The following is a 23,036-nucleotide window of genomic DNA, read 5'->3' as shown; positions in this document are numbered from 1 at the left end:
ATTAACGGCCTGCCGCCGATTGCCCGTTACTCCCGGCACCGGAGTTGAGCTTCTGACGTGCGATAGCGGCATCAGAAACCATCTTACGAGGGGCAAGGTCTGTCTCGACCTGCACCTTGTCAGCTTCAGCCAGCAACTTGACGGTGCCGGCGTTCTTGTAGCGGATATCGGCCAAGGCCTGCGCCAGTTCGATCTTTGACGGGCCTTGCGGCTGCTCTCCTGGCTGCCCAGCGGTGCCAGCGTCTGCCAGCGCCTTGCGAGCCTGCGCCTCGTTGAGCATAGCCTTGGAGCGGATCTGCGCGACCTCGGCTTCCTGCCCAGCAACTTGCACTGGGTTCGGCGGCTGCTTCTCCCGCTCGTCGATCGACTTGAGAAGATCGGCCTTGTAGCGGAGGTTCGGAGCCGCGGCGATTACCGCCTTCATCGGGATGGCGCCTTCTGTGTCCATCTGCTTGAGGTCAACCAAGAGACCGAACTGCTCATCCATCAGAGCGCCGACTGCCGGTGCTTCATCAAGCACGAAGTCAACATCAACCCGTGCGATCGGCTGCTGCATCACCGAAACCTGTGTGCCTGGGTTCTGCTGCTGGATCGCGTTCTGGTCATACTGCTGCGCCGGATTGACGCCGACCCACTTCATATTACGCTGATCGTCGGTAACGCGGATCCAGCGCTCACCAGTCCAGAACTGACGGATGCGGTTCCAGATCTTGCGATAGACATCAAGGTCCATCTGCCGGAGAGCATCGGTCAGAATGCCCATCTGGGTTTGTCCACCCTGCTGTTGTGCGAGGATGGCGCGGCCCGACTGGCTGGTGGCCTGCTTGCCCATCATGGCAGCGTTGGGCCCCATGATCTCAAAAACCTGCTTGGCGTCCGCTAGCAGCTCCATATGGCCGGCTGCCTGGTCATTGGTCGGGATGACGCCGAAGTCTCTACCGAACTCGGAATCCCCTTCCATGGTGATGTGACCATCGGGGCGCTGAAGCTGGCCCTTATTCTCCTTGGTGTTGATGTTGACCTTCTCATTGCCGAAGGTCTGACGGCTGGTGAAGTGGTGCAGCGCCTTCGACCGGCGCTTGTTGATTTCGTCCTGCGGGTCGATCAGGTCGCGGATCGCGCCATAGCGATTGTTATCCCGATCAACGTAGGAGGAGCGCCAGCAGTGCGGGTGCTCACGCTCCTGGTCCTCGTTCAGGTAAGGCGAAGGCCCGTCGCGCAGGATGCCGCCCTTGGTGAACTCGCAATAGCTCCATTGCCCGTCATCATCGAGGTACCACATCTGAATGATGCGGATGCGCTTGCGGTGGCCTGCCGTTGCCCAGACGTTGTATTTCGGCTTGTCGTCGTAGGTTTCGCCAGCCGTGGCGATGCTGACCGTCTCGTCGAATACCGACGCAGCGGCCTCACCATACGTGCGGATGGCCTTCTCCCGGTCCATCCAGTCGATGAGCCCGAGATAGGAAGCGTCCGAGAAGTCATCCTCGCAGCTGTACGGATCCCAGAACATGCGGTCCCAGGCGCAACGCGAGAGAACGACATCGTAATCCGGTGGCGTCAGGGCCGTGGTGGACTGCAAGGACTGCGGGCGCAGCTTCACCGATACCTCGATGCCGCCCCACCCTGCCTTGAGCATATCGCCCCATACACGGGACTTGCTCTCGTTGTAACGCTGATCCTCGCAGACATAGCGGAGCGAGTCCGTCACGCCCTCGGCATCCTGCTCATGCATCGGTGTGCGCGGCAGTGCACGGGGCTGTGTGCGCTGCTGGCGTTCGAGGCCCTGCAGGTAGTCAATCTTGTTGCGGATCAGGTTCTGCGAGATCGCCGGCTGGCCACGCTTGCGAAGCTCCTTGACCTCTTTGTCGGTCCACTGCTTGCCATCGTAGTAATCGATGTCACGCTCTGCCTTGCGGCGGGACTTGTCCGAGGCCTGCTCGCTGTCATCGAACATCGATATGAGCCAGGAATGGAAGGTCTTATCGTCCATCAAAGCACCTTCCAGTTGGTCGTATCGTCATCGTCATTCTCTTCGAACCAATCCCTTGGCGCCTCTGGCTTCTTCGGCTCTTCCGGTGATCTGGAATACATCTTGTCTAGCAGCTGGCCGATGAGACCAAGCATGTCCACCTGGTCATCGTTCTTGCCGGCCGGGAAGGTCAGCAATTCGGATACAAAGGGTTCATACCAAGGGGCGTCGATCGGCACGTACAGCCCGTCAAGAGCCATGCGGCCCCGAATGGACTGAGCACGGATCGCCTTGTCTCCCCGAGTAGGGAAGGCTTCTCGCACCACGTACGCCTTGCGCTTGCGCATGCGGGCTTCGAGGAATGGACCGACGCCAGACTTAATCTGACCAGTCTCTTCCGCCCATGCGCTCGGCCGATACTCAATCACCATGTCGCAGAAGGCCTCAACCCACTGATCGGATGATGCCTGCTTGCGCCAAACGTCTAGGAGCCACATGCGCCCTTGAGGATCGAGACCCACGACGCCTTGAGACGTGTAGTCACCACCATTGGCCGTCACAGCGTAGTCGGAGCCGCCGTAGATGCGTAGGGTTTCCCGCGCTGGCAGATCCTTCATGAAGCACGGTCTCAGCCACTCAGCCTTGAACAGCCCGCCCTCACGAGGCGCCGGCCGCTGCTGGAACTGCCCAGCCACCGCATAAGCGTCCATAACCTTCTTGTCGCGCTCGACCACTTCACGAGGGAAGCGCTCGGGGAAGAGCAGTTCGCCTTCATGGATGCGCGGGTCTTTGAACCCGATAGAGGTGTAGCAGCGCCGCTCCGGCTCAAACTCCATTGGCAGCATCAGATGCTCGTAGCCGAAGTCATTGGCCAGGATCAGGCCCGACACATCGTTCTCATGTAGCCGCTGCATTACGGCGATGATGGCTGACGTGTCCGGATTATTAAGTCGGGTCGGCACGGATTCACGGAAGGTCGAATTGACGCCCTCGCGCTCCGCATCAGAGTTGGCATTGTCGACAGATAGCGGATCGTCGATCAGCACCCTGTCACCACGAGAGCCGGTCAGGCCGGTGAAGGCCATCGCCTCCCGAAAGCCGGTTGCCGTGTTCTCGAATTTCGTCTTCGCGTTCTGGTCGCTGGTCAGCTCGACCGATCGGCCCCAGCGTTCCTGATACCACTCCGATGTCACCAAACGGCGCATCTTGAGGTTATCGCGGATGCCAAGCGGCAGACTGTGCGACGTGCCGAGATACCGCATGTGCGGCAATCCCCGCGGTCCCCATTCCCAAGCGGGCCACATAACCCCGACCGACAGTGACTTCATCGTGCCTGGCGGGATGTTGATCAGCAGGCGGAGGATCTGCCCCGCCGTAACTGCCTCCAGATGCTCGGAGATGGCGTCTAGGTGCCAACCGTGCTTGTAGGGCTGTCCAGGCTCAAGAACGTGCCACGCTGCCTTTGTGAAGGACGAGAGCGAGACGCCTGCCCGCTCGATGTCCCGGTCAAGGTTAGTCTGCGCCTCCCTCTTCTGGCGCTGCGACGCTATCGCCTCCAATAAGCCCGAGCTTCTGGAGAACGGGATAGGCTGATTCAAGAGAGGCAAGTTCATCGTCGGTCAATGCGTCCAACTGCTTTGCGGTGATGGTGACGATCTGCAGTGTGCCGGAGATTTTGCGGGTTTCTGACCCCAGACCGAAGAGCTTTGCCTTGCCCATTGTGGCGCTCACAGCGGCCGATGTCTGCTTTTCGGCTAGGGCAATAGCCCGCGCCTCCTCAAGCTCGCCAGCGAGGCTGTCTATGGTGATCTCGGCCTTCTTGACAGCCTTGGTCTGCAATTCCTTGACGCGAGACACCACGTCATCAATTGTCATCAGCCGCGCCGCATTCTGTCGGTGAGGTTTGAAGCCCGCAGCCTTGTATGCTTCGGCCGCATTCTTTCCACTCGCCACAGCCTGAGCGAAAGCTTCATGCCCCGCATTCTTGAGTACCGGCATAGATCCTCACACCCGCCCCAACAGGATGAGCACAATGATGATGACAAGGATGATGCCGACGATACCGGAAGGGCCGTAACCCCAGTTTGCGGCGTATGGCCAGGCCGGGAATGCGCCGACGAGGGCCAAAATCAGCACGATTAGCAAAATCGTTCCAAGCATTGGGCTATTCCTTTGCAAATTGCGCAAGATCATTTCTATTCAGGGCGCATCCGAGCGGATGTTTGTTCTAATAAAAGTTACCGCACGGCTGATCGCACACCAGCTTCGCGCCTGGCTTCAGCGTGACGCGACCTATCCTGCAACGCCAGTGTTGCCAGCCCCACATGATCACTTCCCCGCCACCCAGCAGTACCTGCACACCTGAGGAGCAGTGCAGGACTGTAGGAGAGAAGAGAGGAGGATGGCGCCCATGAGGATGAGGGCCAGGATGATCAGAGGGCGGGTCAATCGACCGCCACACCGCTTCCCGATAAGTAGCCCGCCGGGGTGCGCCGAAGCGTGGCGGGCCTTGTTGTCATGCTACCTGCAGTTTTTCCCGACGTCGCGCTTCACGTTGGCGCCGCTGGTTGGCTGCCTCGAGCCGCTTTGTGAGAGCGGCCAACTCCGGACTGCTCGGGTCCAGTATCGGCCTTGCATCCGGTGCCATCCAGTGCGGGCTGCTTCGCTCGCAATTGTTCGACGTTACATCGGATTGACCGTGTTCTCCGACATTTTCGGACACGCTGCAATCCTCACTGTTCAACCGAACAAGCATAATGCGGTTAAGATTGTTCGCAATTGATTGACAATGATGCTGGATTTGACGGCGCAACATTCGGTCGGATAGGTCATTTTCTGCAGCGAAGGCCGCGATTTTCATGCCTTTTCGCACTTTCACCCATGACCAAGCATAGAGCAACTTGCGATCTGCTTCGATCGGGAGGGCATTGATCCAGCCCCATACCTCTTCAGCGCGCCCGAGGTTGGCCGCTGACGCGCTCTCGCGGTATCGGGCTGCCTCGAACCCATATGCCTCATCATAGCGCCTCACGACCTCTGGCATGGCGCTGCCGTACTGCTTTGGCCCCCTATAGGCCGGCATCATACGGAGAGTGTCTGCCATTTCGATTATGCGGGCTTCGACAGCCTTCCATGTCCATGCCTCGTATCTCATGCCTGTGCCTCGCTTTTCCCTTGAATTGCCGCCAGTCTCTCTTCGCCGATCTCGGCCACGATAACCTTGTGCACCATGCGTGCCGCTTCACGGATATGCTCTGCGGTTGCCATGTATTTCGGATGGACAAGCGCACTCTCGATCGCCAGCGCTCCGGCCACGAACCGCTTGTCCATTTCCTCTTGCTTGATGTCCATCACGCCGCCTCTCCTGCAATCATGTCGATAAGGTCTCCCTGAACGGGCTGAAAGAATTTCACGCTGATGAGCACACGCAATACATGGGTGGTCGGGATTCCGCAGTTCATGGCCTTTGCTTTGCGGCGCAGGCTGCCGAGGTCGATCGAGTTGAAATCGGTCATTAGCGATGTCGACTTCATCAGGCCGGGGTTCTGGACGAGGACAGAAGACACCGCCCGTAGCATGTCGGCATATAGCTCAGCGGCGTTGCCCTTGGTGCCGGTCATGAGCATGAAGACGAGCTTCAGATGCGGCTCGCCGTGGTCGCGGCCCAATTCCCTCACCGTCGGCTTGCAGTAGCACTCGTAGGGCTTGCGGCTTGTCGGGCTATGCAGGTGGCCGTCGAACAGCTTCACGCCGCACTGACGTGCGACGCGGTAGATATCGCAGGGGAACGGCCGGGATAGAATCATCGCTTCCCCTTCCGCCCAGGTCTCGCCACCAAAGGATATGGCCCCAATTCATACGGATTGCGACGATAGAAGCCCACCAGCGAATTCTTGGTCACTCCCAGATGCTGGGCTATCTCCTTTGCTGTTATGCCAGGGTAGTAGAGGGCCTGGATGGCGGCAATTCGCTCCAAGACAACGGTCGACTTCTTGAACTCGGGGGCAACGACCTCTTTCTCAGGCGTAGGCTCTTCCGCGACCGGCTTGATACGATGGACGTAGCGCGAGGCCGCGGTGTCCTTCACCGCGTTTGCCGGCGATATCATCCGCATGTGTGTCGCCTTCACATGGTCGAGGTAGGCGGCGACGTTGAATGTCTCGGCTGTGACGTTCATGCTGTTGCTCCCTTGCTCTCGACCGGTATCATCCGGCCATTCTTGAACAGCTTCCGCTCTGCCGCCGCGAACTTGGCTGCTCTCACGGTCACTGTGCCCGCCATGGATTCCGCGACGATCGGCGTGTTGAGGTATTCGAGGAAAGCCTGAAGCGCCGCCTTCTCCGCTGCTTCCTTGGTCGAGAAGATGATGTCGCGCTTTCCATCGCGAAGGATGAAGTTGGTGGAGCGGTGGACCTGGCGATAGAAGCCGATGAACCCGTGCGGGGTCTTGATTGATCCGACGTCAAATTTATTCACTGTTCAGTTCCTTCCATCATCCGAACAAGGCGAGCTGCGCCGGTGGAGCCTCGTGAGGCAAGCCGAGTGACAAGAGTGCGGAGCGCATACGCTGCCTGAAGAGGGACAACTCCGTTTCCGAGCATGCGAAGTCTGTCCACGCGACCAATGTCCATGCGGGAGGCCAGCCCATCAGCCACTCGACGAAAAGCGGGTTCAAGCTCCGGCGAGGATGCGAGAGTGTCGCACCAACCGGATAGGTCAGCTGGTCCCGGAGCGAAGAGGGGTCGAAACCGAGACGGCGTTGCGTCTTCTCGCTCACGAGATAAATCTCCCGAGGCACTTCGCCCATGACCATTTCCGCCTGTTGGGCGATCGAGAGCGACGACACGCTGTCCGGCCTCTCCAAAGCGTTCGGCGATGTTCGTTCGGCCGCCACTCTCGTCGTTGCCCATTGATGAGCCTGAGAAGGTAGCGCCATGCCTCCACGGCTGTCCCGCTGGTTCGGACCGCCGTGCTCCGCATCTGATGCTCGTGGCGTCGCCCAATCCTTTGCCTGGTGCGTCAGCATCCGCTGCATATTGGCATCCGGTTGCCCTGCTGCGTCCTCGTTCGCCGACGGCGTCAGCCACCGCAACGATGATGATGCGTTCGCGCTGATGGCTCGCGCCGACCTCTGCCGCCGTGAACAATCCTCCCTCAGTCTCGAAACCAAGCTTGTGAAGGTCTCGGAATACGCGCTGCGCGCCAGCGATTTCGTCAGACCCCGCCGCGAGCATGCCTCCGACGTTTTCAATGACGACAAACCACGCGCCCGACTGGACGATGATGCGGCGAGCGGTTGACCAGAGATCGCGGGCGTCGTTGCTTCCGTGCTTTCGTCCGGCAAGGCTGTGAGGCTGGCACGGGATGCCACCAATGAGGCCGTCAACTGCGCCACGCCAAGCGCGGCCGTCGAAGGTTCTGGCATCACTCCACACAGGAGCTGGATGAAGGAGCCCTTGTTCCATCGCTGCCACCAGTGACGCGACCGCGAAGGCTTCCCTCTCCACCATGCAGACTGTTCTAGCGCTTGGAATTGCCAGCTCGACTCCGAGATCGAGGCCGGCTCCGCCTGTGCAGATGGAGAGGATGTTGAGGTGTTCGGGACGTAGAGCCACATTCATTTGATCCTCCCCTGCATCAGAACAACTCCGGCGGCCGCTCGGGCGTAAGTGAAACGTATCGGGTGTACTGGGCTTCGAACCTCAGGCTCTCGCGCACATTCGGATCACCAAATCGGCATTTGATGCTGCCTATCTCGGCGATGCCTTCGATCTCCGAGCCGAACACCTTGTTGATTTTCTTCCAGTCCTGGTCGGTCGCCGCGGTGGCCACCCGATCGGCTTTGTACTTCTCGGCGCGGTAGAGGTAGATGATGCCGTCATAGTCGGCCTTGGCCCCCTCACCCCCGTACAGATCGGCTGAGATTGGCCGTGGGTTGTCTCGGCGGGTTCCGAAGCTGTTACGCTGGTTGAGGACGAGAAACGCGCTGTGGGTCTCGTCTGCGAGCGCCTTGAGCTCGACCGTGACTTCACCGGATATGCGGTCTGGGGAGAGCTTCGGATCGCGAGGCTTAACCTTGCCGATATGGTCGAGGACGATCAGCGGCGTCTTCCCGTTTGCCCTTTTCTTGATGAAGCGACGGGAGTAGGCGACGAGCTGGGTAACGCCTTCACGCTGGCAGCGGATTATCTCGAGAGGCTGGCGCTCGATCCACGTAGCGAACTGGACGCACTTGTCGCGCTCGTTCTCGTTCATCATGCGCATTGGCTCGTCTTGCTGCTTGACGCTGATGCCGTGAACCTGGGCGATCATCTGCCTGACGCACTGGTAGGCGGACTGGTCATAGGAGAGGAACAGGACTGGGTGGCCGGCAAACAGCGCCTCATAGATGATCTGGATCGTCAGAGACGTTTTTCCTTCACCGGACGAGGACAGCAGGCCATAGAGGTTGCCGCCAGCAAATACCGATTCCGACAGAACGCGGCGGATTTCCTTGATGCCGATCGGCACGCCTACCACGCCGTCTCTGCGGCTGGATGCATTGAAGGCTGCTAGGTATTGGGATCCGGCAGACTTGACCGCCTTCGTTTCAGAGAAGCGAGCGCGCAACTCCTTGAGCCGGTTTTCAAGGCTCTCGATCTCGTCGCCAAGTGTGAGGAGAGAATGTCCTTCGTTGGCCAGGTTCGCAGTGAACTCCGCTTCTCGTGCCAGCTGGCGGGACAAAGACGCGCCCTTGACGATCTGCAGGCGCTCCTCGTGCTGCTGCTGCACCGTGTAGAATCCAGTCTTCTCAAGCCGGGCCAGGTATTCGGAAGGGGCGATCTCAAGACCCCGCCACACCTTCGGCAGGAAAGGCTTGATCGTCGCGGCTCCCGCGATCTGATGGCCGGCGCAAAGCTGCTGGATGGATGCGAAGATCGTGCGGTGGAGCTCCTCGGAGAAGTCGGACGGCTCTAGCCCGCATTGGCCGAGCAATTCGTTCTTGTTGAGGATGCTGGCGAGGATTCCCTCTTCGGCCGCGAAGATGTCGTCTTCGGTGATGCCGTCCATCAGGCGAGCGTCTGGGGTGAAATGGGCGTTCATGCCGCCACCGCCTCTCTTGCGAAGAACCGCGGGCCGCCGACGTGCTGGGCGTGGAAGCGGTGCCAGGCTGCATTGTCCTTGCCGGTGAACTTGGAGTCCTCGATCCACTTCACCCGTCCGACGCTGACGATATGGCTGCACTGGTCAAGAAAGGGCTGGGCCTGCCGCGTGTGAACCCAGTCAGCATCGAACAGCAGCCACGTGGGCGCGATGTACTGGAACTCCACGATCATCTGATGGAGGATTTCGCGGGTCCATGGCGGGTTCGTGATGATGGCGTCGAACTTGGCAAAGACGTGCTTGAGGTCGATCGTGGCATCAAAGCCGTTCTCGATGTCGTCGGAGAAGGTGCACTTGAGGCCGTGGGCTTGCAGCGCGGCGATGAGCTTCCCCTCGCCTGCGCATGGCTCTGCGAACGTATGGATGCCGCGCAGATGCGGGATAAGTGGCAACACTGCAGCTGCGGGTGTCTGGTATGCGTCGTTCTTGCGGCGCTCGAAATCGCTACGCTTGCCCATTATGCCGCCGTCCTTTCGTTACGCCCCATGCGGAGCGCCATAAGTGGTTCTTGATACCGGCCGGCATGGACCTTCATCTCTCTAACGCCCCAGCAGATCGCCAGCGCGCAGGCTTCCGCCGCGTTGTGCGATAGTGTTTTCTTCTTCGGCAACTGAATCCCGATCCGCTCACACTCAGCGACAGCGGCGGCCTTCCAGTCTTTCTTTCCCTTGCTATCTACTGGTGGAGAGAATCCTTCACCGAAGAACGCTTTGCGCCATGGTGATGGCATCAACGTTCCATACGGGATTCCAAAATTAGCCAATGTGGCAACGATTGCCGAAGTGGCGACCCAAGGGGAAATAGAGCCGGCGAAGTTCTGCCCTCGTCCTTGCATCGAGACCTGGGCTTCGATCTGTTGCTCAAGAACTGCAAAATCAGGGTAGACGCCGGTATCAGCCTTGATGTCTCGGAGGAGTGCCGTCACCTTGAGCCCAATTTGATCTGCTGTGTAATACATGTCCGCCTTTTCAGGCATCTCCAGAACGCCGCACTTCACGCGAGAGAAGTTGCCGTCGGCCTTCCGGTGCTCAGGGCTGTAAAGGGCCCACCCAGTGTATTTGCTCGGGTCAAAACCAAGGATGTAAATCACGCGGCTCCTCCTTGGGTGAGCCAAGCCCATTTCTTGCCGGCGTGGATGAGACCGACCATTGATCGAGACACACCAAAGCGAGCGGCTATCTCGGCTTGCGATGCCTTCCCCTTGAGAGAATAGATCGCTATGGCGTCGTTCTCCGTGATTTTGGCCGAGCCGTTCCTCTCTCCGCGATTGTGGGTGTCATGGATGTACTTATCGGCGTTGTTCTCGGCCGGCGTCTTCCACGAAAGGTGTCTCGGGGTCACGCAGGCGAGATGACCTTTGCCGCAAGAATGAGCAGCTTCGTGATCTGGAGACGGGGATGGACCATGGATTGCTTCGCAAATAGCTACCGAAGCCGGTTGCATGGATTTTGCTGATTTCCGCATATAGGCGTAGCCATTTCCGCCTCGTGCGAATGGCCACGTCAGGCAATCATCACCCGCATATGGGAGCACCACGTCCTGGATAAAGCGCTCCACGTCGCCCTTCCCAGTCGAACCTCCGAGCGGATCGCCGTGACGATAAAAGCGAGCGTAATGCTTCTTGCAGTAGCCAACCCGATAGGCCCGTTTATCGCAGTCGCTTACAGCGCAGCCAATCTCATACTTCTGCTGCTCTGGGTCATAGACGCACCAGCCGGTAGACTTGGAAGGATCGAAGCCAAAGATGAGGGTCATGCGCTTGCCTCCGTAGGAATGAGGCGCCACTGCGCGAGATGACCCGATCCGCCGCGAGATACCGATATCGTCCAGCCGAATGGCTCTATGCGCCGCCGCAGCTGGCTCACCTGCGCTTTGACGACGTGATCTGCTGTGTCGGGGCCTCCATCGGATCGACCGCCGTACATGAGCTCTATGATGGCGTTACGGTGGACAGCTCGGCCGATGGAGCGCGACAGAAGATCGAATATGATGCGCTGCGCGGGCACCGTAATGGACTCCCTCACCTGCTCGATCGGCGCGGCCTCGCCAATGAAGCCACCACAGCTCGGGCAGCAATAGGTTTGAACTCGGGCTACAACGTTCATGGTGAACCTCTTGGAGAAAGACCCTGACATTTGCGTCAGGGTAGTTGAGGCGGCTCAAGCCGGGAGGAGAAGGCGAGCCGCCTTGGGAACGTCAGGCGGTGGCGAACGGGTCGGAGCCCATCGGCGCTGGAGGCTCTTCGTTCTTGGCGTTCTTCGCTTCGGCATCGATGCGAGCCATGATGTCGGGAATGGTTGCCTCGTATTCGGCCTTGCCGGCTTCGTAGGATTCCAGCCAGATCTTGTCGTCTGACGATCCGCCGTCGTAGTTGGAAACCTTGTCGAGACCATTCAGGCCGGCGAAGAAGCCCTTGGCGCGAACCATGTCTTCCTGATTGACGCGATCGACACGGTTGAACAGGTCGCCCTTGATCGTCGGATCGGGGATGAGGCCGAGATAGGCCAGGTTCTCCATGTCGCGCTTCAGCTTATCCACGGGCTTCTGCTGGTCTTCAGCCTTGAAGGATGACAGCAGGTGGTCGAGCTGTGAGGACGGAATGCCCGCAGCCTTGGCGTTTAGGCGGTTCGCCTTCTTCCGCTCAGCAATCAGAGCCGACTGTGCGGCGAAGTCTCGATCGGCGCGATGGTAATAGCTCAGCGTGACACGACGGTCGCGCTCTGCCTTGGTGTTATCTCCGACTGCTGGTGTCATCGTTTGCTACCTTCCTTGTTTTGCTTGCCGCACCCGCGCAGCAAGAGCTTCAACTTCACCCACCAAATCCTGAAAGCGATCATCCTGTCCTCGCACTTCCGCGACCTCCCGCTGCAGGTCGCTTATCTGTTGTTCGCAGTAGTCGAGGTACGCGGTACGGATGGTGTTGAAGGCGTCGATAGAGATTGCCTTGGCCCTGCCAGCCCGCAGGTGCATGATCTGCCAGAAGGAAAGCCCATGCTTGTGAGCGAGCCTCCTGATGGCGTTTTCGACGTCTCCGTTGCCGGCGGTTTCCCGCTCGACCATCCTCTTCACGTACTCACTCGCAATTGCCGTACTCATGGCTTTGCTTCCCTGTTTTCTTGCTTCTTCGTGAATGAAATTCTCTGACACTGTGAATGCGCTCCATGCCGCCTTGGGTTAGCTTCTCGGTGTCGGGAAGCTGCGGCACGGAGGTATTGAGTTCAGCCGCCGCCCGACGACTGAACCAAGACTGGAATGCGAATATTGCGAATGCTGAGGCTGCGAACCGATGCATCCGGGTAAGGCGATGGAAGACCGAGATTGGCGCTTCGCTGTTTGGCGACGAGACGAAGCGCTTCACTCTCGTGAATGTTGAAAAGACGGGCGATGTCCGAGGTATCCATACCGGAGCGGAACATTGCCAAGGCGTCAGAGGGATCGTGGTGGCCGCGTGTGAGAGTGCTTGCCATTACCGGACCTCTGTATAGCCGTTTTCACGGTCTGCTTGCTCCTGCTCACCCTTCCAGGTTCGGCAGATGGCGAGCGTGGCAGTCGTGAAAAAACCGCTGATGATGAGCGCGAGGAAACATGGACCAAGGACGCTCATGCCGGCACCTGCTCATTCTTGGGAGTGAGCATGGCCTTGAAGATCGAGATATCGGTCGGGCGTTCGACAACAGCACGGAACTGACTTGCGTCCCAGTTTGGCTCTATGCCGTCATCGCTGGGGCCGTTCCTGACTTCATCGAGCCAGATGAATGTCCTTTTGCGATTGAAGACACCAGGCTCCATGCCGCGAACCGTATAGATCGGGCCGATAACCGGAAGCGTCACACCTTCATCGGCGGCACGTTCAAGATTGTGGGGCAGAAATTCGTTGACCATCACGACCTTCTGCCCGACATGAAACTTGCACTCCATGGCTCAGGCTCCACTTCCGCAATCGTCGATGATGGAATGTTGGTGGAGAGATGCGGAGTCGAACCGCGATTCTGGGTCACCATCGGTATGAAGGCCGATGGACAAGGGGCGTTCCCTCTCCGTCCCAAGCACCATGCCAGTCTCCCCGGCTGGTATAAAATTCGGATGCTTTGGCCATGCCATCCAGGCGTCAGGCTGTTCGCCATTCGCGAGGCCAGCCCAGCGCTCTTCACCCGGTATCCAGTAGGTCTTGATCACCTTGCCGCATTTCGTGGCGAGGATGACGTCTTCCTTCTGGTGTTCGTAGGTGGTCCGAAACGTCGTATCGACGGCTTCCTTGGTCTCCACCCGCTTCTTTCGAGTGATCTGAACGGTCTTGCCGCGCGGCGCTTCTTGGATGTTGGTGTTCCAGGTCATGCTGCGCTCCCAAAATGCTTCTGGATGTACGCAAGCCCCTTCCCCGTCACCAAAGTGCGGGTGTAGGTATGGCTCTCACCGCGCTTGTCTTTGTACTGCCCCTCAACCATGCGAAAGTAGCCGGCCTCGATCGCCGACTGGTAAGGCTGGTTGTCGGCCATCAACAGTTTGGATTCGCGCAACTTCTTGAAAAGTCTGTTCTGCCCAGTCCCAATCAGCTTTGCGGCTTCCTGCACGGTCTGGCAGTTGACGGCGCTCGTGACGGCATCGTGGAAGTTTGCTTTCGGCTCCAGTGCGCCGATGACGGCCTTCTGCTCTTCGACCTTATCGGCGAGATCAGCAGCGAGGCGAAGGGCTTCAGGAAGGGACTTGGGAACAAGGAAAGTGACGTTCGATCTGTTGCCTTGACCCTCAAGCTCCATCCACCGGTCTATGACCTTTTTGCGAAGAGGAATGCTGTACCCCGTGATCAGCGTCATTGTCAGGTCGCGGGGAAGGTTGAAGCAAGGAAGCTCCCTCCTGTTCCCGCCGATATACGAGCCCTGAAAACTCAGGGCTGGTGTTTCGAGCTGTTCGAGCATGTTTTTGATATCGGCCATGACGTTGTCGTGGCGCTTTTCGCAAAGGTCAGCGATTTCGATGCTTGTCATAGTGACGGTTGTGTTTTCCGGAACCATGTTCACGCCGCGTCCTCCGCCGTCTTGAAGAGGTCGGGACGAAGCCGCTCCAGAGGAATCCCAGTCACGCGGCTGACAATGCCAATGCGCTCGGCCGGAACTTCTTTCCACTGCGCTACGGCGCCGCGCGTAATGCCGATCTCTCGTGCCAGGCGTGCCAACGGCATCCTGTCTCGAACGGCTTCCATTCCTTCCAGCTTCTGCACTTCCGCACTCCCTGTTTAGCGAGAATGATCAAGATGTACAGTTTAACTAACGCGTCGTCAAGCGAGACTATCGAAGAATTTGTACAGTGCGATGCGTATGCTTCCGGCATGGAACTAAACCAGCGAATTTTCAAAGCCCGCGACCACGCGAAGATGACGCAACAGCAGCTCGCTGATGCGGTGGGGAAAACCCGCGGCGCTGTCGCGCAGTGGGAGAAAGGCGACGTTATTCCGCGCCGATCGACTCTTGAGGCCATCGCCAAGGCGACGAAGGTCAGCATCATGTGGCTGGAGCGCGGCGGCGAGGAGCTTTTCGCTGATGACGGACCAGGGAAGCCTGCCAACCCTTCTATTGGCCTGCCGGTCGTTGGCGATGTTTCAGCTGGCATCTGGCGCGAAGGCGCTTTCCGCTATGAGCGCAGGTACGAGCCCGTAGCAGCATCCCCAGAATACCCTGGCTACGGACAGCGGCTTTACCGCGTCGTCGGGAACAGCATCAATCGCGTTGCCGACAGCGGCGAATACCTGCACTGCGTCGAGCTGCACGCGGGCGGCATGAACCCTGAGCACGGGGATCTCGTGATTGTTCGTCGAATGCAGCACGGAATGGCCGAGTACACTGCAAAACAGATGATCTGGGATTCCGGCCGCTGGCTTTTGCGCCCGCTGAGCGACGATGAAGCTTGGCAGGACGATATCGAGCTCGAAGGCGATGAGGATACTCAGGTCGAAGTCACGGACATCGTGATCGCGAAATGGTCTCCGATACCTAGAAGAAGCTTGGTTCCGAAAGAGAATAATCCTTTCAGATAATCTCTAAGTTCTATTGTTAGAACTCAGTTCCTTCCTGTTTTTAGGGCTTTGAACCCGAGGAAGGGAGCGGAGCGAGCAAAGACCCCCCAACCCCCCATTCCAAAGAAAAGGAACGGGAGGGGGAAGAGTCTTTGGCTTGCTTTCACGCTTGAACCGTCGTTGGTCACATCGCTACAGCAGGACGCCTCTCGGCTAATCCGTCCTCAGTTTCCGGGCGTGCCGTAGGACTTTCGACCCCCACACATCGCGAATCGTCACCCGGTCAGCTGCTCAGCCACGTTGATCGCGATGTCGTACGAATAATCCTAAGCGCTAACGCTTGTCTAGTGTTGCTAAACTTTTTTCTCAGCACCCCTTGCGCAATGTATAGTTAGACTGTACGTTCTGTCTCATCAACCGAGCACGAAGACGCATCCGGCAGATCTGCTCTAACGAGGATGAGGGCAAATGAAGATCGAGAAACTGACACCGGAGCAGGAAGCCTACCTTCCGGTGTTTCGAGAGGAATGGCTACAGGTCGGCCTTTCCACCCAGCGCGTTGACAAGGTTCGCGCTACCGCCGCCGTCAAGGCGCTGTATGCCGCCGCTGGCGAGTCTGAGCCGGTTGTCATGCACTTTGACAGCCCGATGCAGTGCATCATGGCGGTCAACTTCTTCCGTCACTTCAAAGCCGGCGCGGAAGAAGAGGCCAACCTCAGGGCCAACCTCGGGGCCAACCTCGGGGCCAACCTCGGGGCCAACCTCGGGGCCAACCTCAGGGCCAACCTCGGGGACAACCTCTGGGCCAACCTCGGGGCCAACCTCGGGGACAACCTCTGGGCCAACCTCGGGGCCAACCTCAGGGCCAACCTCGGGGCCAACCTCGGGGCCAACCTCGGGGCCAACCTCAGGGCCAAAAAAATCGACTTCGTCGATACTTGGTTTTGGGCAGGCCAGGACGCGCCGTGGCTGGCTTTCTACCAGTTCGGCCAGCACATCGGCGTCAAGTACCCGAAGCAGGAACACTTCAACGCCTATATCGAGTTCGCGAAGTCCTGCGGATGGATGTACGCCTACAAGGGCGTGGCGTTCGTCAGCGACCGTCCGGTCACCATCAGCAAGGACGATTCGAACCAGCTTCATTCCGAAACCGGCAAGGCTGTCGAGTTCTCGGATGGATGGGGTGTCACGGCTTGGCACGGCGTCAACGTTCCGGATCGCTGGATAGCCGACCGTGCCAACCTCGACCCGAACGAGGTCATCCGTGCCGAGAACGTCGAACAGCGCGCCGCTGGGGCTGCAATCGCTGGCTGGCCGAAAATGCTCTCGGTTTTGAAGGCAAAGGTCATCAACGACAGCGGAAACGATGACATCGGCCAACTGATCGAACTCACGCTGCCTGGCCTTTCGGATCCAGGCCGCTTCCTGAAAGCCAAATGCCCGCGCAACGGCATCATCGTTGAGGGTGTCCCCAGAACATCCGACATCGACGGGCTCCCGATCGATACGGCGATAGCCGCGCAGGCTTGGCGCATCGGCGATCCGCAGTCCGAATACGCTCACCCACCCGTCAGAACCTAACCAACGTCTCAACCTGAAAGGAAATGCAATGAAACAGGTTATCGGCCAGCAGGGCGAAGTTCGCATCATCAAGATCGATTCCCTACCCGAAAACATAACCACGCAGCCGGCAATCCGCGTCGGCAAGGGCTTCGTGATCTCCCACAGCGAAAGCGGCCATCATCACGTTGTTACAGGCGGCGATGTCATTGAGCGCACCAGCAACGTTCCGGAAGGCATGCAGATCTTCTACGCGATCCTCTCCGACCCCGAAGAGTTCGTGCAGGACGCATCCAACCCTCACGGCGGCTACGACCTCGACCCCGGCATCTACGAGTTCCGCGTCAGCCGCGAGTTCGACCCGTTCGCCGAACAGGCGCGCCGGGTGGCCGACTGAACTCCTTCGGCGTCTCCCGCAAGTCGGGGGACATCGAAAGTGTTCCTGAGAGGATTTATCCCGTGTGCACCTACCATTTCGAAGAACTGACCATCCCCGGCCTTGGCGAGGGCATGCTCCTGTACGGCAAGGCCGAACTGGCAGCCGGTGACGAGCGCTACAGCGATGAGTTTGTCGTCGACGCAATTCAGGTCGGCGACAAGTGGCTATCCCGCTCTACCCACAATGGCGGCGGCACGTTTGAGCAGATGCTCTTCTACGCGATCGAGAAGGTTCTCTACGACGAGAAGACGGTCCACGGTCGCGAGGCCGCCATCGAGTGGGGCGACTTCGTCGAAGGCAACACGCCTGCCGTTCCGCTGTTCAAGCGCCGCGCTGGTCTGGCCGCTCTTGTGGGAGCGTACTGATGACCCGCTGCGACCTCAGAACCCACGGCGAGTGCGCTTGCCAGTCCGGTGAGTGCCACCAGCAGCCCCGCGCGATCACCGCCCCTGTGTCGATGCCATCGCTCACCCTCACATTCTCCGCCGCAATCGTATGCGGCGCCATCATCAGCTTCTTCGTCTTCGTATCAATGCCGAGAGCGATGGAAGCCTCACACCGCGAAGCACTCGATCAGCAGGAGAATGTCGCTTGGACAAGATAATCGACAAGGACTCGTTCCAGTCCGTTGGCTCCATCGCTGGCGGCATCATCGCCGGCCTGAAGGCTGAGCAGCGCTGGAACGGAAAGCAGATCATCCGCCGCGGCGTCTACAGCGGCGTTCCGATCGACGACTACCACGGCAACACCGATCTGTTCGACGGCTTCTCCATCTCTAGCTCCGGTCTGCGCTCCGTTCTCGATCGCCCGTCGCTCTATTGGGGGTTCTCTCCGTACAATCCGACGCCGTTCGATAAGCCGGAAAAGGACAGCCTGGAGTTCGGCAAGGCCGCTCACATGCTTCTGTTGGGCGAAGAGGGCTTCAAGGAGCGCTACGTGCTCCGCCCTGACGAGATCGAGGGCAAGGCATGGCAGGGGAACCGCACGGCCTGCAAGCAGTGGCTTGTCGACCAGAAGAAAGCCGGCCGTGTCGTCATGACGGAAACGGAGATAGGCCATATTCGGCAGATCGCATCAGCGCTGGCGAAGAAGGAAGCAATCCGCCTGGGCATCCTCAATGGCCGCATCGAGCGCAGCCTGTTCTGCAAGGACGGGGACATCTGGCTCAAGGCCCGTCCCGACGTCGTTCCGAACGATAGCGGCGATTTCGTCGACCTGAAGACCGCCGCCTCGGTTGATGACGAGAGCCTGTCGAAGGCGATCTACAACCACGGCTACCACGTGCAGGCCGGTTTGCTCCGAATGATCGCCCGCCAGGTTCTCGGCGCCGATGCCTTCTCCAGCTTCACCTTCGTTTTCGTCGAGAAGGCCCCGCCGTACGACGTGCGCGTCATGCAGCTCAAGGACGAGGATATTGACCTTGGCGAGCGTCAGGCCCGCGTTGCGATCGAGACGGTGAAGCGCTGCCTGAAGGAAGGCAAGTGGCCGGGATACGACGGATTCGAAAAGGAAGTCTCCTACGTCGAAATGCCGTCTTGGTCGAAAACCCGCATCAAAACCCAGTTGGAGGCTGCATAATGCAGAAAATTCGCGTCGTTGACTTTGAGACCACCGGCTTTCCAGAGGACGCCGTGCGCGGGATCTGCGAAGTCGGGTTTACGGACCTTACGGCAGACTGGTCGATCAGCCCCACCACGGCATTCCTCGTGAATCCTGGCCACCCCATCCCTCCACAGACGCGTGCGGTTCACCATATCTCCGATGCTGACGTTGCAGGGGCACCGTCTCCGGATGCGGCAGCTGTAGCCCTCATGGCCGGCATGGACGAGATCGACGTCTTCGCAGCCCATAACAGCAAATTCGAGCAGGCATTCTTCGCCGGCGGCGGACGTCGGTGGATCTGCACATACCAGTGCGCCAAGCACCTGTTCCCCGACGCGCCCGGGCACTCCAACCAAGTTCTCCGCTACTGGCTCGGGATAGACGAGGAAATGGAAGACACCGAGCGGGCCATGCCGCCTCACCGCGCTGGCCCAGACACCTACGTCACGGCGCTCATCCTTGGTCGCCTTCTGCAGTTGGCCAACGTTGACGAGCTCGTCCGCCTGACAACCGCCCCGGTCGTTCTGCGAGACGTCACGTTCGGCAAGCATCGCGGCCAGAAGTGGAAAGACCTTCCCTGGGACTACCTGAACTGGGTGGCAACGAAATCTGATCTAGGCGTCGACGAAAAGCACACCGCACGCCATTACCTTGAGGGCCGATAATCATGAACCAGCTTGCAGAACGTACTGAACGCCTGCCAATGGAATCCGTTGGCCTGTCCGCGACCGGCGCTGGCGCGAAAATTGCCCCGCAGAACCTTGGCGAGGTGGTCAAGTTTGCCGAAGTCATGTGCCGGGCAGATATCGCGCTCCCGAAGCATCTGCGCGGCAATGCTGGCGCATGCATGGCCGTCGCCCTTCAGGCGCTTGATTGGCAGATGAACCCATTCGCGGTCGCCTCCAAGTCCTATTCTGTGAACGGCACGATCGCCTACGAGGCTCAGCTTATCGTCGCCGTCGTGAACACAAGATCCGGTATTGAAGGTCGCATCCGCTACCGCTTCGAAGGCGAAGGCGGCGATCGTGTCTGCTTCGCTGTCGGCAAGCTCGATGGTGAAGAGTTCGAGGTGCGGTCTCCGAAGTTCAAGGACATCACGCCCAAGAACTCGCCTCTCTGGAAGTCGGATCCTGATCAGCAGCAATGCTATTACACCGGGCGCTCCTGGGCTCGCCGTTACACACCAGAAGTCATTCTCGGCATTTACGACCGGGACGAGGCTGAGCAGTTCGCCGGCCCCGACAACGCTCGTGACATCACCCCGCAGCCGACAGTCATGGAGCGTTTGCGCCAGAACGCCACACAGGAGGCCACCAGCGAGCGCGAGGGCTTTGATGAGGCATTCGTCCATTCCGAGACCGGCGGCGCGTTCTCTGGCGATATTATCGAACCCACCCAATCCGGCAGCGCCCAGCCGGAGGCAGACGAGCCGCAGACCCCCACAGCTTCGTCTGCAGAGGGATCGGAGCCGCCCTACTCCGATCCCTCCACCAATCAGGATGACCCAGACCGCGATACCCTCATCCGGTATGCTCGGGACATCCTTCCCATGGCCGCCCAGAAAGATATCTCGCTCGACGCCCTGAAGGTGATCGACAAGGAATGGGCGGGTCCGATCAGCAAGATGACAGAGGCCGGTGTCTCGAAGGCTCGCCAGATCAACAACTCGTCCAGGTCGATCTTCAACGACCCGGAGAAGCTGGAAGGCGTCATCGAGCATTACGCTGAAATGCTGGATTGCTCTGTCGACGATCTGCGAGGCTGAGATGGCGGACCCGAACCCTCAGATGATGTTCGGCGAGCCGGTTGGCCCATGGCATGACTGGTTCGCCTGGTTCCCTGTCCGAACCTATGACCAGCGATTTGCATGGCTTCGCCGCGTTCGCCGTCGATGCGTCCAGAAGCATCAATACTTGCGCGGCGGGGCTGACTTTTGGTGGCAGTACCATGTGGAGGACGGCCGATGAGAACCGTTGACGAGTGGATCGGCCAGACCGATGACACCCGCGCTCCCCCTCGTGTCAGAGCCCGCATCTTCGACCGGGATAATCGCTGCCACCTTTGCGGACAGCCCATCCAGATCGGCCAGAAATGGGATCTGGATCACGTCAAGGCGCTGATCAACGGCGGGGAGAACCGAGAAACGAATCTTCGCCCGTCGCATCGCAAATGCCATGTGGAAAAGACGGCACTTGACCTGGCTGAGAAAGCCAAGGTGGCGGCTGTGCGCAAGAAGCACCTCGGCATCACTGCCCCGAAGCAGGCCATCCGCAGCGCCGGCTTTCCCAAGCGGTCGAAGCCCGATCGCCCTTCAAAACCCGCGCTTCCCGCCGCCCAGCTTTACGCGCCGATACAGGAGACGAGACGATGACACTCCCGTATTCAAGCAGCACGTCCGGCCGTTCGGCGATGGACGATATACGGAAGACAATTCAAGCTTTCGGCTGCTCAAAGTTCGCGCCGATGGAAGACTTCGACGCCGGAAAGGTCATCATCCAATTCGAGTTTCATGGTCGGATGGTACAGGTGGAAGCCAGCGCCAAGGGATATGCCGCTGCTTGGCTTCGTGAGAACCCATACTCCAGCCGCATGCGTCTCAGCCGCATCGATCACGAACGGCGAGCCTTGGAGAAGGGACAGATCGCGGTGTGGTCTATTCTACGCGATTGGATCAAAGGCCAGCTCACGGCGATCGAGACTGGCATCCTCAGCTTCGATGCCGCCTTCCTTGGCCAAATCCTCCTTCCGACAGGCGAGACCGTCCACGAGCGCATCTCGACGCAGGGCTTACTCCCAGCGCCGGAAGAACCCCATCAGAAAGGCAAGTGATATGAGCGAGAATATCCCCGCAGGGTGGAAGCTTGTCCCGATCGACGCCACCAAAGCTTTGGAAGAGGCCGCAGTTTCCCGCGTCCGGCCCTACCATGACACAGACTGGAGCCAGCATATGCCGAAGGACTTGTTCCGCTTGGCGTGGCCGGCGTTGCTTGATGCGGCACCCCAACCGCCCCTTTCTAAACCGGGTGGTACGTCAGTCGCCAATTTTGAGGCTCACCTCACCCGCATCCTAGAAGAATACGAACAGCGCCGAGAAGCGATCCAAGAGGATGAAGAGGTCAAGGACCGGTTCATCATCTTGCGCGCTTTCGAACTTGCTGTCGCCGCACGGGAGGATCAGCCGTGAGCCAGACACCCACAGACGATATGGTCGATGCAGCGCGGTTCACCTTGAGCGGTATTTGCGGCTTCGAGATCACGGCTCAAACCGTACGCAAGGCGCTTGAAAGCGCTCTGGCTGTAGCACCAGCACCCGCAGAGCTTTCGGTGGGGAGCGGCGACACGGTCATGAAGGCCGATGTGGAGAAGATGATCCGCGATTGGCAGGCTGAATGCGCCGACCATCCGGCTCTTCACAATCAAGGGAACGTGCTGCTCGATAGGCTGAAAGCTCTAAAGCCGAGCCTCGCCATGAACGACTTCCTTACGGGCATGGATTGCCTTGCTGAGGAGGCGGAGGGATGAAAAGAGTTCTTATCTGCGGCGGGCGCGATTACGACGACGCCAAACGCCTCTATGAAATCTTAGACCGCGTTCACGAGAGGACAGGGGACGATCTAGTGATCGTCACCGGGTCTCAGCGGAGGTGGCTTGCTTCCTCAAATCGCTTCGTCGGCGCCGATTTCCATGCCGAAGAATGGGCTAGGTCTCGTGAGGTCGAGTACATGGGCTTCCCAGCCAAGTGGAAAAAGCTCGGAAAGAAGGCCGGATACGAACGGAACATCCGCATGAACCGCACCAGCCTGCCGAATGGCTGTGTAGCTTTCCCGGGCGGCGCTGGTACTAGAATGATGTGCGGCATAATGGTCGAGTACGGCATAGAGCCTTGGTGTATCGATTGGGAATACCAGCCCAAGCCCGTAACGCTTCTGGCCCCCGCTCCCCTTCAGAGGGAGGGCAGCGAATGACCAGAGCAGCACTCGACCCAGCCTTCCACCTGATGCCGAAGGATCAGCTGTCCCGCGTTTTCGATCAGCAGGATTGCGACATCGACCACGAGTTCCTTGGTTTCACCAACATCTACCTCGCCCTGGCATCGATCATCCCGGTTCACTGGACGGTGGTCGATCTCGGTTGTGCGTTTGCTCCGCAGGCACTGATCTTCAAGGATCATGCCCGATATGTCGGCGTTGATATGAACACCAAGGAGCGGTTCTCGGCTCCGAACACTCAACACCACAGCATGCCGATCTCAGCGTTCCTGGCAAAGCATCTGGCCGAGTTCGATCAGAACACCACGTTCGCGATATGCTCTT

35 protein-coding genes and 1 pseudogene are annotated in these 23,036 nt (G+C 59.1%); 14 read left to right on the top strand and 22 right to left on the bottom strand.

What is annotated here, in order from left to right; genetic code table 11:
* Position 1: 1 nt before the first annotated feature.
* The 22 genes and pseudogenes from QTL96_RS00215 to QTL96_RS00110 form a co-directional block, all read right to left on the bottom strand.
* Positions 2 to 1,990 carry a hypothetical protein gene (locus QTL96_RS00215; protein ID WP_289726257.1) on the bottom strand — a complete coding sequence of 663 codons (1,989 nt, stop codon included), beginning with the start codon at positions 1,988 to 1,990 and terminating at the stop codon, positions 2 to 4.
* On the bottom strand, positions 1,990 to 3,528 hold the full coding sequence (gene terL, locus QTL96_RS00210; RefSeq protein WP_289726256.1) for a phage terminase large subunit: 1,539 nt from the start codon (positions 3,526 to 3,528) through the stop codon (positions 1,990 to 1,992). Before terL ends, QTL96_RS00215 begins: the two co-directional genes overlap by 1 nt.
* Complete coding sequence (locus QTL96_RS00205; RefSeq protein ID WP_289726255.1) at positions 3,482 to 3,967, bottom strand: hypothetical protein; 486 nt, start codon at positions 3,965 to 3,967, stop codon at positions 3,482 to 3,484. Before QTL96_RS00205 ends, terL begins: the two co-directional genes overlap by 47 nt.
* A gap of 6 nt (positions 3,968 to 3,973) precedes the next feature.
* On the bottom strand, positions 3,974 to 4,129 hold the full coding sequence (locus tag QTL96_RS00200) for a DUF3309 family protein (protein ID WP_289726254.1): 156 nt from the start codon (positions 4,127 to 4,129) through the stop codon (positions 3,974 to 3,976).
* A gap of 355 nt (positions 4,130 to 4,484) precedes the next feature.
* A complete protein-coding gene (locus QTL96_RS00195) occupies positions 4,485 to 5,123 on the bottom strand; it encodes a DUF6362 family protein (RefSeq protein ID WP_289726253.1) in 639 nt (212 codons plus the stop codon).
* The gene (locus QTL96_RS00190; protein ID WP_289726252.1) at positions 5,120 to 5,323 is read right to left on the bottom strand and encodes a hypothetical protein; all 204 of its coding nucleotides are present in this window, start codon (positions 5,321 to 5,323) and stop codon (positions 5,120 to 5,122) included. Before QTL96_RS00190 ends, QTL96_RS00195 begins: the two co-directional genes overlap by 4 nt.
* Positions 5,320 to 5,775 carry a hypothetical protein gene (locus QTL96_RS00185; RefSeq protein WP_289726251.1) on the bottom strand — a complete coding sequence of 152 codons (456 nt, stop codon included), beginning with the start codon at positions 5,773 to 5,775 and terminating at the stop codon, positions 5,320 to 5,322. Before QTL96_RS00185 ends, QTL96_RS00190 begins: the two co-directional genes overlap by 4 nt.
* Complete coding sequence (locus QTL96_RS00180) at positions 5,772 to 6,146, bottom strand: hypothetical protein (protein WP_289726250.1); 375 nt, start codon at positions 6,144 to 6,146, stop codon at positions 5,772 to 5,774. Before QTL96_RS00180 ends, QTL96_RS00185 begins: the two co-directional genes overlap by 4 nt.
* Positions 6,143 to 6,445, bottom strand: coding sequence for a hypothetical protein (locus QTL96_RS00175; protein ID WP_289726249.1), 303 nt, complete (start codon positions 6,443 to 6,445; stop codon positions 6,143 to 6,145). The genes QTL96_RS00180 and QTL96_RS00175 overlap by 4 nt, the downstream gene beginning before the upstream one ends.
* A 668-nt stretch (positions 6,446 to 7,113) precedes the next feature.
* Positions 7,114 to 7,590: pseudogene (locus tag QTL96_RS31225) on the bottom strand (DNA cytosine methyltransferase); the annotation flags it as partial.
* 16 nt (positions 7,591 to 7,606) lie between these two features.
* The gene (locus QTL96_RS00165; protein WP_289726247.1) at positions 7,607 to 9,052 is read right to left on the bottom strand and encodes a DnaB-like helicase C-terminal domain-containing protein; all 1,446 of its coding nucleotides are present in this window, start codon (positions 9,050 to 9,052) and stop codon (positions 7,607 to 7,609) included.
* Entirely contained in the window at positions 9,049 to 9,570 is a 522-nt protein-coding gene (locus tag QTL96_RS00160) for a hypothetical protein (RefSeq protein WP_289726246.1), read from the bottom strand. Before QTL96_RS00160 ends, QTL96_RS00165 begins: the two co-directional genes overlap by 4 nt.
* Positions 9,570 to 10,202 carry a hypothetical protein gene (locus tag QTL96_RS00155; protein WP_289726245.1) on the bottom strand — a complete coding sequence of 211 codons (633 nt, stop codon included), beginning with the start codon at positions 10,200 to 10,202 and terminating at the stop codon, positions 9,570 to 9,572. The genes QTL96_RS00160 and QTL96_RS00155 overlap by 1 nt, the downstream gene beginning before the upstream one ends.
* Positions 10,199 to 10,867, bottom strand: coding sequence for a hypothetical protein (locus QTL96_RS00150; RefSeq protein WP_289726244.1), 669 nt, complete (start codon positions 10,865 to 10,867; stop codon positions 10,199 to 10,201). Before QTL96_RS00150 ends, QTL96_RS00155 begins: the two co-directional genes overlap by 4 nt.
* Positions 10,864 to 11,217 (bottom strand): hypothetical protein, encoded by a 354-nt coding sequence (locus QTL96_RS00145; RefSeq protein ID WP_289726243.1) that lies wholly within the window; start codon positions 11,215 to 11,217, stop codon positions 10,864 to 10,866. The genes QTL96_RS00150 and QTL96_RS00145 overlap by 4 nt, the downstream gene beginning before the upstream one ends.
* Positions 11,218 to 11,308: 91 nt before the next feature.
* Positions 11,309 to 11,866, bottom strand: a complete 558-nt coding sequence (locus QTL96_RS00140; RefSeq protein WP_289726242.1) for a hypothetical protein — start codon at positions 11,864 to 11,866, stop codon at positions 11,309 to 11,311.
* A gap of 6 nt (positions 11,867 to 11,872) precedes the next feature.
* Positions 11,873 to 12,259, bottom strand: coding sequence for a hypothetical protein (locus tag QTL96_RS00135; RefSeq protein WP_132668817.1), 387 nt, complete (start codon positions 12,257 to 12,259; stop codon positions 11,873 to 11,875).
* 71 nt (positions 12,260 to 12,330) lie between these two features.
* A complete protein-coding gene (locus tag QTL96_RS00130; protein WP_289726241.1) occupies positions 12,331 to 12,579 on the bottom strand; it encodes a hypothetical protein in 249 nt (82 codons plus the stop codon).
* A 133-nt stretch (positions 12,580 to 12,712) separates the two neighbouring features.
* A complete protein-coding gene (locus QTL96_RS00125; protein ID WP_289726240.1) occupies positions 12,713 to 13,030 on the bottom strand; it encodes a hypothetical protein in 318 nt (105 codons plus the stop codon).
* A 3-nt stretch (positions 13,031 to 13,033) separates the two neighbouring features.
* Positions 13,034 to 13,447, bottom strand: a complete 414-nt coding sequence (locus QTL96_RS00120; RefSeq protein ID WP_289726239.1) for a hypothetical protein — start codon at positions 13,445 to 13,447, stop codon at positions 13,034 to 13,036.
* Positions 13,444 to 14,124 (bottom strand): phage regulatory protein/antirepressor Ant, encoded by a 681-nt coding sequence (locus QTL96_RS00115; protein WP_289727141.1) that lies wholly within the window; start codon positions 14,122 to 14,124, stop codon positions 13,444 to 13,446. Before QTL96_RS00115 ends, QTL96_RS00120 begins: the two co-directional genes overlap by 4 nt.
* Before the next feature lie 2 nt (positions 14,125 to 14,126).
* Complete coding sequence (locus QTL96_RS00110; protein ID WP_289726238.1) at positions 14,127 to 14,330, bottom strand: YdaS family helix-turn-helix protein; 204 nt, start codon at positions 14,328 to 14,330, stop codon at positions 14,127 to 14,129.
* Between the two features lie 24 nt (positions 14,331 to 14,354).
* On the opposite strand from QTL96_RS00110, the gene QTL96_RS00105 reads away from it, so the two are divergent.
* The 14 genes from QTL96_RS00105 to QTL96_RS00040 all read left to right on the top strand — a co-directional run.
* Positions 14,355 to 15,143: a helix-turn-helix domain-containing protein gene (locus QTL96_RS00105; protein WP_289726237.1), complete on the top strand. Its 789-nt coding sequence runs from the start codon at positions 14,355 to 14,357 to the stop codon at positions 15,141 to 15,143.
* Between the two features lie 447 nt (positions 15,144 to 15,590).
* The gene (locus QTL96_RS00100) at positions 15,591 to 16,703 is read left to right on the top strand and encodes a DUF6745 domain-containing protein (RefSeq protein WP_289726236.1); all 1,113 of its coding nucleotides are present in this window, start codon (positions 15,591 to 15,593) and stop codon (positions 16,701 to 16,703) included.
* A gap of 28 nt (positions 16,704 to 16,731) precedes the next feature.
* Positions 16,732 to 17,079: a hypothetical protein gene (locus tag QTL96_RS00095; RefSeq protein WP_289726235.1), complete on the top strand. Its 348-nt coding sequence runs from the start codon at positions 16,732 to 16,734 to the stop codon at positions 17,077 to 17,079.
* A 62-nt stretch (positions 17,080 to 17,141) separates the two neighbouring features.
* On the top strand, positions 17,142 to 17,486 hold the full coding sequence (locus QTL96_RS00090) for a hypothetical protein (protein WP_289726234.1): 345 nt from the start codon (positions 17,142 to 17,144) through the stop codon (positions 17,484 to 17,486).
* Complete coding sequence (locus QTL96_RS00085; RefSeq protein WP_289726233.1) at positions 17,486 to 17,725, top strand: hypothetical protein; 240 nt, start codon at positions 17,486 to 17,488, stop codon at positions 17,723 to 17,725. Before QTL96_RS00090 ends, QTL96_RS00085 begins: the two co-directional genes overlap by 1 nt.
* Positions 17,713 to 18,699, top strand: coding sequence for a PD-(D/E)XK nuclease-like domain-containing protein (locus QTL96_RS00080; protein WP_289726232.1), 987 nt, complete (start codon positions 17,713 to 17,715; stop codon positions 18,697 to 18,699). The genes QTL96_RS00085 and QTL96_RS00080 overlap by 13 nt, the downstream gene beginning before the upstream one ends.
* Positions 18,699 to 19,388 (top strand): exonuclease domain-containing protein, encoded by a 690-nt coding sequence (locus QTL96_RS00075; protein WP_289726231.1) that lies wholly within the window; start codon positions 18,699 to 18,701, stop codon positions 19,386 to 19,388. Before QTL96_RS00080 ends, QTL96_RS00075 begins: the two co-directional genes overlap by 1 nt.
* A 2-nt stretch (positions 19,389 to 19,390) precedes the next feature.
* The gene (locus QTL96_RS00070; protein ID WP_289726230.1) at positions 19,391 to 20,488 is read left to right on the top strand and encodes a recombinase RecT; all 1,098 of its coding nucleotides are present in this window, start codon (positions 19,391 to 19,393) and stop codon (positions 20,486 to 20,488) included.
* Between the two features lie 198 nt (positions 20,489 to 20,686).
* Positions 20,687 to 21,094: an HNH endonuclease signature motif containing protein gene (locus QTL96_RS00065; RefSeq protein ID WP_289726229.1), complete on the top strand. Its 408-nt coding sequence runs from the start codon at positions 20,687 to 20,689 to the stop codon at positions 21,092 to 21,094.
* Entirely contained in the window at positions 21,091 to 21,552 is a 462-nt protein-coding gene (locus QTL96_RS00060; RefSeq protein ID WP_289726228.1) for a hypothetical protein, read from the top strand. Before QTL96_RS00065 ends, QTL96_RS00060 begins: the two co-directional genes overlap by 4 nt.
* 1 nt (position 21,553) lies before the next feature.
* A complete protein-coding gene (locus QTL96_RS00055; RefSeq protein ID WP_289726227.1) occupies positions 21,554 to 21,907 on the top strand; it encodes a hypothetical protein in 354 nt (117 codons plus the stop codon).
* A complete protein-coding gene (locus tag QTL96_RS00050) occupies positions 21,904 to 22,245 on the top strand; it encodes a hypothetical protein (RefSeq protein WP_289726226.1) in 342 nt (113 codons plus the stop codon). The genes QTL96_RS00055 and QTL96_RS00050 overlap by 4 nt, the downstream gene beginning before the upstream one ends.
* On the top strand, positions 22,242 to 22,688 hold the full coding sequence (locus QTL96_RS00045) for a DUF2493 domain-containing protein (RefSeq protein ID WP_289726225.1): 447 nt from the start codon (positions 22,242 to 22,244) through the stop codon (positions 22,686 to 22,688). Before QTL96_RS00050 ends, QTL96_RS00045 begins: the two co-directional genes overlap by 4 nt.
* A partial coding sequence (locus tag QTL96_RS00040) for a hypothetical protein (RefSeq protein WP_289726224.1) occupies positions 22,685 to 23,036 on the top strand: 352 nt, incomplete at its 3' end. The genes QTL96_RS00045 and QTL96_RS00040, both read left to right, overlap by 4 nt.

The sequence above is a fragment of the Rhizobium sp. S163 genome (assembly GCF_030380805.1).
Taxonomy (GTDB): Bacteria; Pseudomonadota; Alphaproteobacteria; order Rhizobiales; family Rhizobiaceae; genus Rhizobium.
Note: the sequence above shows the minus strand (reverse complement) of the source record. Positions and strands in the feature narration are given on the sequence as shown.

Coding starts and splice junctions, on each gene's coding strand:
- QTL96_RS00215 (WP_289726257.1), bottom strand. CDS start 1,990: ATGGACGATAAGACCTTCCATTCCTGGCTCATATCGATGTTCGATGAC.
- QTL96_RS00205 (WP_289726255.1), bottom strand. CDS start 3,967: ATGCCGGTACTCAAGAATGCGGGGCATGAAGCTTTCGCTCAGGCTGTG.
- QTL96_RS00200 (WP_289726254.1), bottom strand. CDS start 4,129: ATGCTTGGAACGATTTTGCTAATCGTGCTGATTTTGGCCCTCGTCGGC.
- QTL96_RS00195 (WP_289726253.1), bottom strand. CDS start 5,123: ATGAGATACGAGGCATGGACATGGAAGGCTGTCGAAGCCCGCATAATC.
- QTL96_RS00185 (WP_289726251.1), bottom strand. CDS start 5,775: ATGATTCTATCCCGGCCGTTCCCCTGCGATATCTACCGCGTCGCACGT.
- QTL96_RS00180 (WP_289726250.1), bottom strand. CDS start 6,146: ATGAACGTCACAGCCGAGACATTCAACGTCGCCGCCTACCTCGACCAT.
- QTL96_RS00165 (WP_289726247.1), bottom strand. CDS start 9,052: ATGAACGCCCATTTCACCCCAGACGCTCGCCTGATGGACGGCATCACC.
- QTL96_RS00160 (WP_289726246.1), bottom strand. CDS start 9,570: ATGGGCAAGCGTAGCGATTTCGAGCGCCGCAAGAACGACGCATACCAG.
- QTL96_RS00150 (WP_289726244.1), bottom strand. CDS start 10,867: ATGACCCTCATCTTTGGCTTCGATCCTTCCAAGTCTACCGGCTGGTGC.
- QTL96_RS00145 (WP_289726243.1), bottom strand. CDS start 11,217: ATGAACGTTGTAGCCCGAGTTCAAACCTATTGCTGCCCGAGCTGTGGT.
- QTL96_RS00140 (WP_289726242.1), bottom strand. CDS start 11,866: ATGACACCAGCAGTCGGAGATAACACCAAGGCAGAGCGCGACCGTCGT.
- QTL96_RS00130 (WP_289726241.1), bottom strand. CDS start 12,579: ATGGCAAGCACTCTCACACGCGGCCACCACGATCCCTCTGACGCCTTG.
- QTL96_RS00125 (WP_289726240.1), bottom strand. CDS start 13,030: ATGGAGTGCAAGTTTCATGTCGGGCAGAAGGTCGTGATGGTCAACGAA.
- QTL96_RS00120 (WP_289726239.1), bottom strand. CDS start 13,447: ATGACCTGGAACACCAACATCCAAGAAGCGCCGCGCGGCAAGACCGTT.
- QTL96_RS00115 (WP_289727141.1), bottom strand. CDS start 14,124: ATGGTTCCGGAAAACACAACCGTCACTATGACAAGCATCGAAATCGCT.
- QTL96_RS00105 (WP_289726237.1), top strand. CDS start 14,355: ATGATCAAGATGTACAGTTTAACTAACGCGTCGTCAAGCGAGACTATC.
- QTL96_RS00100 (WP_289726236.1), top strand. CDS start 15,591: ATGAAGATCGAGAAACTGACACCGGAGCAGGAAGCCTACCTTCCGGTG.
- QTL96_RS00095 (WP_289726235.1), top strand. CDS start 16,732: ATGAAACAGGTTATCGGCCAGCAGGGCGAAGTTCGCATCATCAAGATC.
- QTL96_RS00085 (WP_289726233.1), top strand. CDS start 17,486: ATGACCCGCTGCGACCTCAGAACCCACGGCGAGTGCGCTTGCCAGTCC.
- QTL96_RS00075 (WP_289726231.1), top strand. CDS start 18,699: ATGCAGAAAATTCGCGTCGTTGACTTTGAGACCACCGGCTTTCCAGAG.
- QTL96_RS00070 (WP_289726230.1), top strand. CDS start 19,391: ATGAACCAGCTTGCAGAACGTACTGAACGCCTGCCAATGGAATCCGTT.
- QTL96_RS00065 (WP_289726229.1), top strand. CDS start 20,687: ATGAGAACCGTTGACGAGTGGATCGGCCAGACCGATGACACCCGCGCT.
- QTL96_RS00060 (WP_289726228.1), top strand. CDS start 21,091: ATGACACTCCCGTATTCAAGCAGCACGTCCGGCCGTTCGGCGATGGAC.
- QTL96_RS00055 (WP_289726227.1), top strand. CDS start 21,554: ATGAGCGAGAATATCCCCGCAGGGTGGAAGCTTGTCCCGATCGACGCC.
- QTL96_RS00045 (WP_289726225.1), top strand. CDS start 22,242: ATGAAAAGAGTTCTTATCTGCGGCGGGCGCGATTACGACGACGCCAAA.